We start from the raw sequence: 13,870 nt of genomic DNA, 5'->3' as shown, positions 1-13,870 counted from the left end.
CTACCCGACGCGCACGCACGACGTCGCCGACGACCACGGTGGCCGCACGACGCCGGGCAGCTACCCGACGCGCACGCACGACGTCGCCGACGACCACGGTGGCCGCACGACGCCGGGCAGCTACCCGACGCGCACGCACGACGTCGCCGACGACCACGGCGGCCGCACCGCGGAACCGGGCGACGACCACGGCGGTCACGGCGGCGAGCCGGGTGACGACCACGGGCGCCACGGCCGCGACCACTGACCCCGGCTCGCCGAACGCCGTGAACGACTCTTTCACCACGTCCGACGCGGTGAAAGAGTCGTTCACGGCACCCGGACCGCGCCGGTCCACAGTGGACCGGCCGGGCGAAACCCTCAGCCCACCGGTACCCCGCGCACCTGGACCGGTCCGCGGGCCGGGTCGAGCTCGACCGCCTGCTCCACCCCGGACGGCGTGAGCACGTCGAACGCCCTCGGCGCCGTCGCCGGGTCCGCCGCGCACACCGGGGCGGTGCCACCCGCCGCGCACAGGCCGAACGTGTACTGCCCGGCCGTCGGCGTGAACGGCCTCGCCTGGTCGGGGGAGTTGCCGTCCTGCCCGGTCAGCACGACCGCGAACGTCCACCCGGCCGACGGCGTCCCGAACGCGGCCTTCGCCACGCTGATCGTGATGTACCGCGTCGCCTGCGAAGCCTGCACGGACGGCGAAGCGAGCGAAGCACCCGAAGCGTCGACGAGCGCCGGTTCCGCGAACCCTTGGACCTCGAGGCGCCGGCTCCACGCGTCCTGCGGCGCGATCGCGTACGCCCGGCTCGGGAACGGCGGCGCGGTCGACGTCGCCGTCGCGGCCGGGTCGTGCGCGTAGATCGTCAGCAGCTGGGCGCCCAGCGGGGAGCCGAACGTCGGGGACAGGTCGCGGACCTGCGCCCGGAACACCAGGTTCGCGCCCGAGTCGATGACCTGGAAGCGCTGCAGGTCGAACGCGCCGGCGTGGAAGTCGCCCGCCGTCGGGTAGGTGAACGTGCCCGGGCCGTTGTCGTCGCCGTCCGGGTCGGCCGTGTCGAGCAGGACCGTGCCGGTGACGAAGTCCGAGCTGATCGTCTTTTGCGCGTATCCGGTGCCCGCGCCGGTCGCGGCCGCCGTGACGACGTTCGCGCCGAGCGGGGTCGGCACCGTCGCGCGGAACGTCCCCGCCGCCGAGGCCCGGGTCGACAGCACCGTCGTCGTCCCGGCGTCGGTGGCCGACACCGCGAGGTCGACCCGGCTGCCGGCCGGCGCGGTGCCGGTGACTTCGGCCGTGGCGGCCGACACGGACGCGGGCGCGTCGAGCGTCACCGCCAGTGCCGCGGGCGGCGCGTGCGAGACGTACCGGGCGCGGACGTCGGCGGGCTGCTCGGGCAGCCGCCCGTCGTCGAGCGCCCTGGCCAGCCGCACCGACTGCGACTGCGCCCAGCTCAGCGGCGCCACCGAGCCGACGGACTGCCCGGGTGTGAAGCCGATCGACGCCGTCCGCGGGTCCGACCCGTACGGCGACGCGGGCAGCGCCGGGTTCTCCCAGATCTGCTCGGGGATCAGCCCGGTGCCGCCGGTCTGCGCCCGCATCGCGCGCAGCAGCGCCGCCGCGCCCGCCTGGTCGCCGGTCTGCACGGCGTGCTCGCCGCGTTCCCCGGCGAGCACCGGCCACAGGTGCCCCGACCCGGTGTTCGTCGACGGCCACGGCGCCCCGGTCGGGCCGCAGTTCGTCGGGTCCGGCTCGTAGCAGTCGCCGTAACCGTCTTCGCTGCCCGCCGCCGAAGTGCCGTAGCGGTACCAGCCCGGCCCGGCGGGAGTGTCCTTTTTGATCACGCGGTCCACGACGGCGAGCGACGCGGCGACGTCCGGGTCGTTCGCGGGCAGCACGCCGAGGCGCGGCAGCTCGAGGAACCCGGCGTCGACGACCGCGCGCTGGTCGGCGTCGACCGAACCGTTGCCGAGGTTGTAGATCCATTCGGAGTTCGGATCGCCGTTCTTGGTGAGCCGCAGGAAGTACCGGCCGCCGTACGGGCCGGTCGACGTCACGGTCCAGCCCTTGATGCTGCGCTGGAAGTGGTCCGCGGTGGCCCGGTAGACGTTCGCGCGCGCCGGGTCGCCGTTGCGGTCGGCGATCACGCCCGCGGCGACGAGCCCGGCGATCTCGGCGGCGATGGTCGAGGGGGAGTAGCCGCCCTGTTCTTCCCAGCGCTCCGAACCGAACGCCGGCCCGTGCGCGACGACGAAGTCCGCCGCCGCCCGGATGTGGCCGGTGTAGAGCGTGCGGTCGCGGTCGAGGCCGGCCTGCAGCGCCATCAGGATCGGGTACGCGCTCTCGTCGAGCTGGTCGCCACCGGAGTCGGGCGCCTTCTTGCCGTTGAGCATGGAGTTGCGCGGGAACCGGCCGTCCGGCTGCTGCTGGCGGGTGAACAGCCAGCGCACGCTCGCCCGCGCCGTCTCGCGGTCGCCGGCGGCGAGCAGGCCGGAGAAGCTTTCGTAGAGGTCGCGGGCGAAGATCTCGCGGTAGGAACCGAAGTACACGGGTTTGCCGCCGGGCGCGTCGCCCGCGGAGACCGCTTGGCCCCACGGGCTGCCGAGTGACGCGACCACCGCGCCCGGGAACGTCTTGTCCTCACTGGCCTTCAGCACGTTGACCGACTGGAAGTAGGCAGTGGAGTTTTCGGAGTCCTTGCCGCGCACCGGGATCAGCCCGTTGTCGTAGTCCCGCCACTCACGCGCGTACTGGCGCCGGCTCTGGTCGAACGGCGTGCGCAGGCTCGCCCCGGCAGTGGCGACGGCGGCCCGCGCGTCCGCGCCGAACCCGAGCGCCAGCACGGCGGGCCGGCGTGGCTGCAGGTCCAGCTGCGCGGTCTGCACGACGTTCCCGTTCGCCGCCGACGGCGTCGTGTCGGTGAGCCGGTGGTCGCGGTCGAGCTGCGCGAGCCCGTCGCCCGCGGTGCCGGCGAAGCCGCTGGACGTCGCCAGGAACCGGCGGTCGGCGCGCAGCGCGGCGGCCAGCGGCGTGCCGTAGTCGCGGGCCGGGGCGCTGGAAACGGTGTTCGCGTCGGCGCTGACCAGCGCGCTCGTCGCCGCGTCGACGGTCGCGGTGTCCCCGCCGCCGTTCGCCGGGCCGCCCCCGCCGTTGCCGTTGATGCTCGCGTCGTAGCGGACGTAGACCTTGAGGTCACCGCCGGAGCCGCGCAGCGGTTCCAGCCGGGTGCGGATCAGCACGCCGGTCCGGGCCGGATCGGCCAGGTACTCGGTGACCAGCCGGTACTTCCCGCTGCGCGGGGTCGACGTCACCTCGCAGGCCATCCCGCCCGCGCTCGTGCGGACCGTGTAGGTCATGTCGCGCGCCTGCAGGTCGGTGAACGTGCGCCCGTCGGTGACGGCGAACTGCAGCGACTCGACGTTCGTGTTGTCGATCACCGGCGCGTAGACGTCGGACAGCACGCCGCCCGCGACCGTGAACCACGCCTTGCTCTGCGTGTTCCGCGCGGTACCCAGGCAGTCCTTGCGGGCCAGGCCGAAGTGCGACACCGCACCCGGCCCCGGCGCGGGCGCCGCGGCGGCCACCGGAACGGACAGCAGGGGCGCGGCCAGCACCGCGCACACCACCACGGACCACGTCGACCGAGTCATCCGCCCATCCGATCACGACGGGCGCACCACGCACCAGGGCCGAACGCAGCAGGGAAAGTCGTTGCTCGTGATTGAGATGCCGAACCGGTGGGTAGCAAACCCACAGTCCCCCGGGGAGGTGAACGTGGAAGAGCTCGGATCGGACGGCTGGCGGTACCGTGGCACGATTTCTCCGCGCACGTTGCCGAGCCTGCGCCGTCATCTGGTTTCGTGGTTGCGGCGGCGGGCCGGCGAGGAGGTCGGCAGACAAGCCGACGACGTCGTGCTGGCGTGCTGGGAAGCGATGGCCAACGTCCTCGACCACGCCTACCGCGGCCGGCCGGGACTGATCGACGTCCGCGCCCGCGTCGACGACGAGGTGCTCGTCATCACCGTCGCCGACCAGGGCCGCTGGGAGTCGATCGCCGAGCGCGCGGACGGCGGCCGCGGCCTGCGCCTGATCCAGGCGCTCGTCGACGGGCTCGACCTCCGCTCCACCGACGACGGCACCGTGATCACGCTGACCTGGCCGTTCCCGGTGCGCCGCACCGCCTGAGGCTCAGCCGGCGGACAGCTCTTCGACGAACCGGGCCGCGACGTCGCGCAGCTTCACGTTGGTGTGCTGGGATTCCGTGACCAGGCGCTTCATCGCGTCGTCGGCGCCGATCCGGTGCACGGCCATCAGGATGCCCTTGGCCTGCTCGATCACCGCCCGCGTGCGCATCGCCGCTTCGAGGTCGTCGGCCTGGCGGCGGGCCTGGTGGTAGCGCCGGGTGGTGCGCAGCCCGAACGAGACGATCGTCGTGTAGAGCCGCAGCAACCGCGAGTCGGCCTCGGCGAACCCGTGGTCGCCGTAGCCGAACAGGTTGAGCGCGCCGGAGAGGTTTTCGTCCACACGCAGCGGTGCGGCCAGGTAGCTGCCCACGCCGAGGCCGCGGGCGTGCTCGGTGAAGTCGGGCCACACGACGTCCGCGGTGGCCAGCGGCAGCCGCACGACCTCGCCGGTCGCCGCGGCCCGCAGGCACGGCCCTTCGCCCGCCGCGTACTGGACCCGGTCGATCTCGACGGCGCGCTCGTCGGTGGAGGCCACGGTCTCCGGCTCGCCGTCGCGGATCGCGGTGATGCTGGCCATGTCGGCACCGGGCACGGCGCGGACGGCTTCCGCGCAGACAGCGTCCAGTATTTCGGCCTCGGCGGGCTCGGACTCCAGCGCGCCGGTGAGGCCCGCCATCGCGGCGGTCAGCTCGTCGAGGTGCTCCTGCGGGATCGGTTCACCGGTCACGCGATCATCTCCGTCCCGGGGTGGCGGTGGTCGAGCGCACCGCTGCTGTTCAACGGAACGGCGAAACCTTACCCGCGTGCGGTGCGTCTTCCGCAACACCCGGCGCATGGCGACGCGGGTGCCGGGGGACCGGCCGGGATCTCGGGACGGGGGAAAAGCGGTGGTTCCGGCCCGCGCTCGCTGCTGAACGTCGTGGGTTGGCGCCGGGAACCACCTCACGACGGCCGGCGGCACAACCCACCCCGCGCCCGTCGCTTCGAGTGACTTACCCCGTGCGGAGCGAGTCAACCCTTCAGCGGACGGTCACCTTCGCGACTTGGGCCAGCCCGGAAACCCGCAGCACCCGATCCAGCAGCCGCGGGGCGACCAGCCGCAGGTCGTGCTCGCCGGCCCGGTCGAACAGCACGGCCACGCCCGCGCTGTCGAGGTAGTCCACCCCGGTGAGGTCCACGGTGACCGGGTTCCCCGCCGCCAGTTCGCGGTCCAGTGCCGCGCCGAACTCGGCTGCGTTGCTCATGTCGATCTCGCCGGTCGCGCGCACGGTGCGGCCACCGTCCTCGCCCCGCCCGGCGACCAGCGTGAGAGCCGTCGTCACGAACCGATTCTCCATTCCAGCGTGACGGTGGTGCCGTGGGCATCGTGCCGGATCGTGACCGCGTCGGCCAGTGCTTCCATCATCGGCGTGCCGCGGCCGCGGAGCACGTGGTTGTCCGGGGGCGGCTGCTTCCAGCGGCCGTCGTCGGTGACCACGACCACGAGGCGGGGGCCGGCGAACCGGGCGGAAAGGTGGGCGGTGCCGTCGCCTTCACCGCGGTAGGCGTGCTCGACGGCGTTGGCGCAGGCCTCGCCCGCCGCGACGAGCACGTCCTGCGCGACGTCGGGGTCGAGCTCCGCGTTGGCCAGCCACGCGCGCAGCCAGTGGCGGGTCGAAGCGAGGCTGTCCGGGTGCGCTTCGAAGTCGAGCACCAGCGCCGGCACCGACCGCCGGTAGAGCAGCAGCGCGACGTCGTCTTCGTAGCCGTCGTCGGGCCGGAGCCGGCCCATCAGGGTGGCCGCGAGGTCGGTCAGGTCGGCCTCCCGCACGTCGTGGGCGATTTCGGTGGCCCGGGTGATGCCGTCGTCCAGCGACTCGCGCCGGCGTTCGACGAGCCCGTCGGTGTAGAGCATCAGCAGCGAGCCGACCGGGACGACCGCCGTGGCCTCCGGCCGGTGCGCCGCCACGCGCACGGCGAGCGGCACGCTGCCGCCCGCGTCGAGGAACTCCGACGAGCCGTCGCTGTGCACGAGGGTGGCGGGCGGGTGCCCGGCGCTGCTGTAGGTGAGGGTGCCGGTCGCGGGGTCGAGCACCCCGCAGAAAACGGTGGTGCACAAGGCACCCGGCAGCCGGTCGGCGAAGCGGTCGAGCGTGGTCAGGGTGTGCGCCGGGCCGTTGGCCTCCAGCAGCAGCGCGCGGCAGGCGCTGCGGAGCTGGCCCATCACCGCGGCCGCCGCGAGGCCCCGGCCGACGCAGTCGCCCACGACGATGCCGATCCGGTCGCCGCCCAGCGCGATGACGTCGTACCAGTCGCCGCCGACCTCTAGGGGCGGGGTCGCCGGCTCGTAGCGCACCGCGAAGCCGTCGGGGAGCAGGGCCGGGCCGAGGATCGAGCGCTGCAGCGCGATCGCGACCTCGCGCTGGCGGTCGTCGCGGTGCGCGCGGCGCAGGGCGTGCGCGAGCGTCCCGGCCAGCAACGCCAGCAGGGTCCGGTCTTCGGTGCCGAGCGGACGGCCGGGCGGGGGCTCGACCCAGAGCGTCAGCCGGCCGCCGGGGTGGTCGACGGACGCGCCCGCGCCGCCGTTCGCCGCCGTCGTGTGCAGCGCCGGGACCGAGCGGAGCCCGTCGAGCGTCGCGCGCAGCGGCGCGGCGAGATCGGTCCACCCGCGGTCCCGGGGGTCGGTCGAGGCGACCTCCGGTTCGCCGTCCCGCGGCCAGGTCACCGCGAGGACGCGCTCGGCCTCCCACAGTTCGCACAGCAGCTCCAGCGCGGTGCGCAGGACCTCCGGCACCCCGCTGACGCCGGCCAGGCGCTGGTTCATCGCGGCGAGCGCGTTCTCGCGCTGCACGGCGTAGCGCTCGGCCGTGACGTCGCGGACCGTGCCGACGAGCCGGCGGCGGCCCTCGTCGTCCTGCAGCGCGTTGTAGGCGACGGCGGTCCAGACCCGGTGCCCGTCCACGTGCCGCAGCGGCAGCACGAAGCTGCCGGCCTGCTCGTCCCTGGCCCGCTCGAAGGCTTCGGTGACCTGGCGGTGGGCGTCGGGGTCGGCGTCGCGGTCCGGCCACCACGGGAACGGCTGGCCGTAGGGCAGCCCGTCCGGACCGGCGCCCAGCACTTCGGTGAACGCCGCGTTGATCTCCACGACCCGTCCTTCGGTGTCACTGACGAAGAAGCCCTCCTGAAGCGACTCGATCATCGCCGCGCGCCACCGGGCGTGCTGCGTCCGCAGCCGCGCCAGCTGGATGGTCGTGCGGACGCGGGCGAGCAGCTCCCGCGCCGAGAACGGCTTCACGAGGTAGTCGTCGGCCCCGGCGGCCAGCCCGTCGACCGCGGCCTCCTGCCCGGCCCTGGCCGACAGCAGCAGCACGGGCACGGCGGCGGTGCGCGGGTCGCCGCGCAGCTCGGCGAGCAGGCCGAGGCCGTCCAGCCGGGGCATCATCACGTCGCTGATGATCAGCTCGGGCGGCTCGGCGCACGCGGCGGCGAACGCCTCGACGCCGTCCCGCACCGAGGTGACCGCGTAGTCGTCCCGCAGCAGCCGCACGAGGTAGTCGCGCATGTCGGCGTTGTCGTCGGCGACCAGGACCCGGGCGCCGGTGGCCGCCGTGGGCGCGGAGGGCGCGTTCCGGCCGACGTCCGGCAGCCAGCGCAGGGCTTCCTGCACGTACGGTTCGGCGGTTTCGGTGGCGATCCCGCCGACCGGGGACGCCGCGAAGACCTGCTCGGCCGGCAGGTGCCGGACACCGAGCGGCAGCCGGATCCGGAACGTCGTCCCGGCGTCGGGCGCGCTCTCCACGGCGACGGTGCCGCCGTGCATGCCGACGAGCTCGCGGACCAGCGCCAGGCCGATCCCGCTGCCCTCGTTGGAGCGGGCCCGCGCCGACGGGATCCGGTGGAACCGCTCGAAGAGCCGGGGCAGCTCGGTGGCGTCGATGCCGGTGCCGGTGTCGGACACGGCGACCACGGCGTGCTCGCCATCGAGGGCGGCCGTCACCCGGATCGACCCGTCGAAGGTGAACTTGATCGCGTTCGACAGCAGGTTGTAGACGATCTTCTCCCACATCCCGCGGTCGACGTGCACCAGCTCGCCCAGCGGCGGGCAGTCGACCTCGAACACCAGCCCGGCCCGTTCGGCCGCGGCGCGGAAGACGCTCGCCAGCTCGGCGGTGAACGCGGCGAGGTCCACCGGCTCGAAGCGGGCCTGCATCCGGCCGGCCTCGATCCGGGAGAAGTCGAGCAGGTTGTTGACCAGCCGCCCCAGCCGCAGCGCGTTGCGGTGGATGACGGCCACCTCTTCGCGGATCCGCTCGTCGGCGTCGTCGAGTGCGTCCCGCAGATCGGCCGCCGGGCTCAGGATCAGGGTGAGCGGGGTGCGGAACTCGTGGCTGATGTTGGCGAAGAACGTCGTCTTGGCCGCGTCCAGCGCGGTCAGCTCCTCCGCCCGCTGCTGCTGCCGCCGGTAGGCGAGCGCGCCGTTGACCAGCGCCGCCGTCTGCTGGGCGACGAGGCCGAGGAACGTCCGGTAGGACTCGTCGAGCGCGCGCCCGGCGCTGGCCGCGAGCACGATCACCCCGGCCGCGGGGCTCCCGGGGTCGCCGAGCAGCGGCAGCACCATGGCCTCGGTGGGCGGAGTGGACCAGCCGCCCGGCGGGAGCTCACCGACCGCCGCGTCCGGCACCGTCCGCGGCACCCCGTCGGCGAGCACTTCGCGGAGCGGCCAGACGGCCGGATCCCCGGCGTCTTCGCCGCCGGGGGTGACCGCGGCGGGCGCGAGTTCGCCTTCGTCGTCGCGGATGTGGATGGCGGCGTACGGGACGTCGTCGCCGGCCCGCCCCAGCACGGAGGCGACCAGCTCACAGGCTTCGCCGACGGTCCGGGCGCTGCCGGCCTGGGCACCGAGCTCGCGCAGCGTCGCCATCCGGCGCTCGCCGATCACGCGCTCGGTGGTTTCGGTGACGGCGGTGAACACGGCGCGGACCACGCCTTCGTCGTCGTGGACCGGGCTGTAGGAGTACGTCCAGTACGTCTCTTCCCAGTAGCCGTGCCGGTTCATCGGCAGCAGCAGGTCTTCCGACCAGGTCGCCTCGCCGGTGGTCATCACGCTGTCCAGCATCGGGCCGATGATGTGCCAGATCTCGTCCCAGACCAGCGCACCCGGCTTGTCGAGCGCGGGGTGCTTGGTGCCGAGCAGCGGCAGGTAGGCGTCGTTGTAGAGGAAGCGCAGCTCCGGCCCCCACCAGACGATCATGGGGAAGCGGGAGGTGAGGCAGATGCGGACGGCCGTCGTCAGGCTCGTCGGCCAGCCCGCCGGGTCGCCCAGCGGCGAGGAAGCCCAGTCGAAGTCCCGCATCCGGGCGGCCATCCGGCTGGTCCCGGGAAACACGGCGCGGTGGCCGGACTCTTCCCCGACGCTCATCACACTCCCGGTTCGCACGGCCCGGGGAAAGCCTACTCGACCCGGGAGGCGGCTGCCGCGCGCACGAGCCGACACATCCGGGTGAGCGGGTTCCGGTCAGGCGCCGCCGGTCAGCCAGGTCATGGTGACGGTGGTGCCGTCCTCGCGGTGCACCTTGGCGCTGTGGTCGGCGAGGGTGTCGATGAGCAGCAGGCCGCGGCCGCGCAGGCCGTTCGTCTCGGCGGGCGGCTGCCAGGTGCCGTAGTCGGTGACCGTCACCGTCAGCCGGTCGCCCAGCGATTCGGCGCGGACGTCGATCTGGCCCGCCGCTCCGTCGCGGTACGCGTGTTCGGCCGAGTTGGCCATCGCCTCGTAGCCGGCCAGGACGACGTCCTCCTGCCGTTCCTCGCTGAGCCCGAGCCGGTTGAGCCAGCCGGCCAGCGCCTCGCGCAGGTCGGGCAGCAGCCCGGCGATCGCGGCGGTCCGCCGGTGGAACGAGGTCGCGGGACCGGGGGCGCCCGGCGGGCGGGGGTCGGTCATGGGGCGTCCTCTCCGCGGTGGCGCACGTGGATGACCGCGATGTCGTCGTCGTGCCGTCCGCGCGTCAGTTCTTGGACGAGCTTGTCCCAGGCCGTGCCGAGGTCGGCCGCGGTCAGCAGCCCGGGAATACCCGCCAGCAGCCATTCGATGCCGAGCGTGAGGTCGCGGGTGCGGCTCTCGACCAGCCCGTCGGTGTAGAGCACCAGGTCCGCGCCGACCGGGAACCCGGTGGTGCGCTGGGGGAAGACCGAACCGACGCCCAGCGGCTGCGCCAGCGCCTCGCCGATCTGCTCCGGCGGCTCGCCGGGGCGGATCAGGACCGCGGGCAGGTGACCGGCGTTCGCGTAGGTCAGGGTGCCGTGGTCCGGCCGGTGGACCGCGTAGAAGCAGGTCACGAAGCTTTCGCCGAACAGCCCGCCGGTGAGGTCGGAGACGTGGCGCAGGACCTCCGACGGCGGCAGCTCGAGCCGGGCGTAGCTGCGGATGGCGGTGCGGACCTGGCCCATCACCGTCGCGGCCGTGACGCCGTGGCCGACGACGTCGCCGATGACGAACGCCGTCCCGCCGGACGGCAGCCGGATCACGTCGAACCAGTCGCCGCCCACCTTGCTGCCGGTGACCGCGGGCAGGTACCGGGTGAACACGTCGAGACCCGGCGTGGCCGGAGCGACCGGAAGCATGCTGCGGGACAGCTCGGTGGCCAGCGTGCGCTCGCGTTCGTAGAGACGCGCGTTGTCGAGCGCGATGGCCGTGTACGCGGCGATGCCTTCGGCGAGGTACTCGTGGCGGGCGGTGAAGCGGTCCGGTTCGGGGTGGCCGAAGAAGAACCCGCCCAGCACCTCACCGGAGGTCGGGCTGAGCACCGGCACGGCCAGGTAGCTGCACACGGGCAGGTGCCCTTCGGGCATCCCGAAGTACGGCGCGTTCTTCCCGAACCGCTCGTCCTTCGTGATGTCGGGGCTGCGCACGGTGCCCTCGCCGTCGAAGGTGGGCGCGAAGACCGCGGTGTTGCGCGGCATCGGGAACCGGGCGAACGCCGCGCGCGGCACGCCCGAAATCGTGTACAGCGTGTAGGACTCGCCGAGCTCGTCGACCAGATTGTAGAAGAACGCGCCGAAGGCGGCGCCGGTCGCCTTCGTGGCGGCGTCGGTCGCGTCCTGCACGAGCGGGTCGATGTCGAGCTGGGCGGTCAGCTGCCGGCCGGTGGAGTGCAGCGCGTCGAGCACCGCGGCTTCGCCCCGCAGCCGCCGGACGGTGGCGGCCAGGTCCGCGGTTGCGGCGTCCACGGCGGCCGCGACGAGCGCGGGCAGCTCACCGACCCGCTCGGTGGTGTAGACCACGGTGCCCTGTTCACCGTCGGCGACCGCGATCGCGCGGGTGACTTCCGTGCCCGGCAGCAGTTCCGCCAGCACCTCGGGATCGGTCACGACCGCCGCGGCGCGCCCGCCCAGCACCGCGTCCGCCTCGGCGGGGGTGAGGGACCGGACCCCGGTGGCGGCCGGCGTTCCGGCGTCCCCGACGAAGGCGCGGCGCACGGCGTCGAGCACCTCGTCGGACCGCGGACCGGGCGCCATCAGCGCGCCAGTGCTTCGGACAGCGAAGAGTAGATGGCGAGTTCGTCGGTCAGCCGGGTCAGCTCCAGCGGGCGCAGGGTGATGCGGCCGCTGGCGACCACCCGCAGCGGAGTGGCGGTCTGCCCGCGGTGCGCCCGGACGAGCTCGGCCATGCCCGCCGACGCCAGGAAGGTGACGTCGGTGAGGTCGATGACGAGCGACGCGGGCCGCGACCGGGCGGCGCGTTCCACCAGCCGGCGGAGTTTCGGTGCCAGCGCGAGGTCGAGGGCACCGTCGACGCGCAGCACGGCGGTGCCGTCGCGGTCCTCCAGTGCCACCGAGCCCGCTGAACCAGCCGCGTCGCCGAGTGCGTCCCCGGTCACGTCTCTTTCGGCCATGACCTTCATCTTGCCTGCTCGGGGAGCCGCCCGAAAGCGGAGGGGGCACTGACACGGCGGTGCGGCGGCGGGACGGGCATGATTGACACCGGTTGAGCAGACAGCCTTCGTGATCACGCACGCCCACCGGGCACCCCGGAGGCGTTGCCGGAGGCAGGAGTACGCGTCATGAGCGAGCACACCCATACTGAAAGCGCGACGACCGCTGTGCCGTTCGGGGAGTTCCGGATCGCCCGAACGGAGCAAGCCGGTGCCGTCGTGGTCGAGGTCGCCGGCGACGTGGACACCACGACCGCGCCCGCTCTCGTGCGGGCCGCGGACGAGGCGCTGGCCGCCGAACCCCCGGTGCTCGTCGTCGACCTGACCCGCGTCGAGTTCCTCGCTTCGCCGGGGCTGACCGCGCTGCTGACGATCCACCGCAACGCCGCCGCGGGGACCGCGGTGCGGATCGTCGCGACCGGCCGGGCCACCCTGCGCCCGATCCAGCTGACCGGTCTCGAGGACAGCCTGTCGCTCTTCCCCACCCGGGAAGCCGCGCTGGCCGGGTGACCGCGCCGTCCCGGTCGCGCTCAGCCGCCGGCCGGGACGGGCAGCCGCCGGATGGCCAGCAGGGCCACGTCGTCCTGGGCCGGCCGGCTGCCGATCATCGCGGCCATGATCTGCGCGCAGAGCCGCTCGGGCTCGCCGGCGTACACCGAGTCGGCCAGCAGCTGCATCCCGGCGTCCACCGGCCGGTCCCGGCGCTCGACCAGACCGTCTGTGTAGAACGTGAGCACGGCGTCCGGCGGGAGGTCGACGACCGTCGTGCGCCGTTCGGGCTCGCCGATGGTCAACCCGATCGGGGGATCCGGGGGCACGTCGACCAGCCGGCCCGTCACACCGGGGGTGACCAGCACCGGCGGCAGGTGCCCGGCCAGCGAGAGCGTCACCGCTTCCCGGTCCGGGCCGATGATCCCGTAGGCCACCGTGGCCATCGCGCCGTGCTCGAAGTGGTTGGCCTTGCGGTCGAGCTTGGCGAGCACGTCGGCCGGGCTTTCGCAGTCGAGGGCGTAGGCGCGCAGCGCGCTGCGCAGGCGTCCCATGATCACGGCCGCGTCGAGGCCGTGGCCCGAAACGTCGCCCATCACGACGCCGAGCCGGTCGCCCGGCAGCGTGAACAGGTCGTACCAGTCCCCGCCGAGGCCGGTCTCCGCGCCGGGCACGTACCGGGCGCCGAACTCCAGCCCGGACACCGCGGGCAGGCTGCTCGGCAGCAGGCTGCGCTGCAGCGCCATGGTGGCGGTGCGGTTCTCTTCCCTGGCCTCCACCTGGATCGTCGCGGCGAGGCGGTCGGCGAGCAGCTGCATCGTGGCCACTTCGGTTTCGCTGAACGGCCGGGGCGTCACCGAGCCGACGTGCAGCACTCCGACGAGCTCGCTGCCGGCGATCATCGGCACGCCGAGCATCGAGTGCAGTCCGCGCTCCCACAGCAGGGAGTTCACGACGGTGGTTTCGTCGACGTGGTCGAGGATCACCGGGGCCCGCTCCAGCGCGACCCGGCCGGCGAACCCGCTGCCGACCGGCACCCGCACGCCCTGGTGGACCTCTTCCTCGATGCCGGCCGCGGCGAACGCCACGAGCTGCCGGGCACTGGGCTGGTAGCGCAGCACGGTCGCGGTGTCGACGCCCATGACCTGGCACAACCGCCGCAACGTCTCGACGAGCACCTCGGCCAGCACGAGGTGACCGGCGGGGGCGCCGATGATCGTCTCCAGTTGCTGCAGCCGGTCGTGGGCGTCGAGACTTCGCGACATGGAACGACCCTAGCCGCAACCCCTTTGCGGGCCTAACCA

The 13,870-nt window shown here is 73.7% G+C and carries 10 protein-coding genes and 1 pseudogene; 3 read left to right on the top strand and 8 right to left on the bottom strand.

Annotation, left to right across the window (positions count from 1 at the left end; translation table 11 throughout):
- Positions 1-247, top strand: a pseudogene (locus tag AB0B33_RS15685) (hypothetical protein); the annotation flags it as partial.
- A 113-nt stretch (positions 248-360) separates the two neighbouring features.
- Here AB0B33_RS15685 and AB0B33_RS15680 read toward each other — a convergent pair.
- Entirely contained in the window at positions 361-3,636 is a 3,276-nt protein-coding gene (locus tag AB0B33_RS15680; RefSeq protein WP_360771697.1) for a glucodextranase DOMON-like domain-containing protein, read from the bottom strand.
- A 124-nt stretch (positions 3,637-3,760) separates the two neighbouring features.
- Here AB0B33_RS15680 and AB0B33_RS15675 point away from each other — a divergent pair, with 124 nt between their 5' ends.
- Positions 3,761-4,171: an ATP-binding protein gene (locus tag AB0B33_RS15675; protein ID WP_247021815.1), complete on the top strand. Its 411-nt coding sequence runs from the start codon at positions 3,761-3,763 to the stop codon at positions 4,169-4,171.
- Positions 4,172-4,174: 3 nt separating this feature from the next.
- On the opposite strand, the gene AB0B33_RS15670 is transcribed toward AB0B33_RS15675, so the two are convergent.
- The 6 genes from AB0B33_RS15670 to AB0B33_RS15645 all read right to left on the bottom strand — a co-directional run bounded on the left by AB0B33_RS15670 (position 4,175) and on the right by AB0B33_RS15645 (position 12,038).
- On the bottom strand, positions 4,175-4,897 hold the full coding sequence (locus AB0B33_RS15670) for a GAF and ANTAR domain-containing protein (RefSeq protein WP_360771693.1): 723 nt from the start codon (positions 4,895-4,897) through the stop codon (positions 4,175-4,177).
- A gap of 292 nt (positions 4,898-5,189) precedes the next feature.
- The gene (locus AB0B33_RS15665) at positions 5,190-5,492 is read right to left on the bottom strand and encodes an STAS domain-containing protein (RefSeq protein ID WP_247021819.1); all 303 of its coding nucleotides are present in this window, start codon (positions 5,490-5,492) and stop codon (positions 5,190-5,192) included.
- Positions 5,489-9,568: a SpoIIE family protein phosphatase gene (locus AB0B33_RS15660; protein ID WP_360771689.1), complete on the bottom strand. Its 4,080-nt coding sequence runs from the start codon at positions 9,566-9,568 to the stop codon at positions 5,489-5,491. The genes AB0B33_RS15665 and AB0B33_RS15660 overlap by 4 nt, the downstream gene beginning before the upstream one ends.
- A gap of 96 nt (positions 9,569-9,664) precedes the next feature.
- Positions 9,665-10,087, bottom strand: coding sequence for an ATP-binding protein (locus AB0B33_RS15655; RefSeq protein ID WP_360771688.1), 423 nt, complete (start codon positions 10,085-10,087; stop codon positions 9,665-9,667).
- Entirely contained in the window at positions 10,084-11,661 is a 1,578-nt protein-coding gene (locus AB0B33_RS15650) for a GAF domain-containing SpoIIE family protein phosphatase (protein WP_360771685.1), read from the bottom strand. The genes AB0B33_RS15655 and AB0B33_RS15650 overlap by 4 nt, the downstream gene beginning before the upstream one ends.
- Positions 11,661-12,038 carry an STAS domain-containing protein gene (locus AB0B33_RS15645; RefSeq protein WP_360771682.1) on the bottom strand — a complete coding sequence of 126 codons (378 nt, stop codon included), beginning with the start codon at positions 12,036-12,038 and terminating at the stop codon, positions 11,661-11,663. Before AB0B33_RS15645 ends, AB0B33_RS15650 begins: the two co-directional genes overlap by 1 nt.
- A 168-nt stretch (positions 12,039-12,206) precedes the next feature.
- Here AB0B33_RS15645 and AB0B33_RS15640 point away from each other — a divergent pair, with 168 nt between their 5' ends.
- Positions 12,207-12,587, top strand: a complete 381-nt coding sequence (locus tag AB0B33_RS15640; RefSeq protein ID WP_360771680.1) for an STAS domain-containing protein — start codon at positions 12,207-12,209, stop codon at positions 12,585-12,587.
- Positions 12,588-12,607: 20 nt separating this feature from the next.
- Here AB0B33_RS15640 and AB0B33_RS15635 read toward each other — a convergent pair whose 3' ends face one another.
- Complete coding sequence (locus AB0B33_RS15635; protein WP_360771677.1) at positions 12,608-13,831, bottom strand: GAF domain-containing SpoIIE family protein phosphatase; 1,224 nt, start codon at positions 13,829-13,831, stop codon at positions 12,608-12,610.
- Positions 13,832-13,870: the final 39 nt, after the last annotated feature.

This window comes from Amycolatopsis sp. NPDC049159, assembly GCF_040648295.1.
GTDB lineage: Bacteria > Actinomycetota > Actinomycetes > Mycobacteriales > Pseudonocardiaceae > Amycolatopsis > Amycolatopsis pretoriensis_A.
Note: the sequence above shows the minus strand (reverse complement) of the source record. Positions and strands in the feature narration are given on the sequence as shown.

Bases quoted from the DNA above. Each gene is read 5' to 3' on its own strand.
- AB0B33_RS15660 (WP_360771689.1), bottom strand. From the start codon at position 9,568: ATGAGCGTCGGGGAAGAGTCCGGCCACCGCGCCGTGTTTCCCGGGACC.
- AB0B33_RS15635 (WP_360771677.1), bottom strand. From the start codon at position 13,831: ATGTCGCGAAGTCTCGACGCCCACGACCGGCTGCAGCAACTGGAGACG.
- AB0B33_RS15645 (WP_360771682.1), bottom strand. From the start codon at position 12,038: ATGGCCGAAAGAGACGTGACCGGGGACGCACTCGGCGACGCGGCTGGT.
- AB0B33_RS15655 (WP_360771688.1), bottom strand. From the start codon at position 10,087: ATGACCGACCCCCGCCCGCCGGGCGCCCCCGGTCCCGCGACCTCGTTC.
- AB0B33_RS15640 (WP_360771680.1), top strand. From the start codon at position 12,207: ATGAGCGAGCACACCCATACTGAAAGCGCGACGACCGCTGTGCCGTTC.
- AB0B33_RS15680 (WP_360771697.1), bottom strand. From the start codon at position 3,636: ATGACTCGGTCGACGTGGTCCGTGGTGGTGTGCGCGGTGCTGGCCGCG.
- AB0B33_RS15650 (WP_360771685.1), bottom strand. From the start codon at position 11,661: ATGGCGCCCGGTCCGCGGTCCGACGAGGTGCTCGACGCCGTGCGCCGC.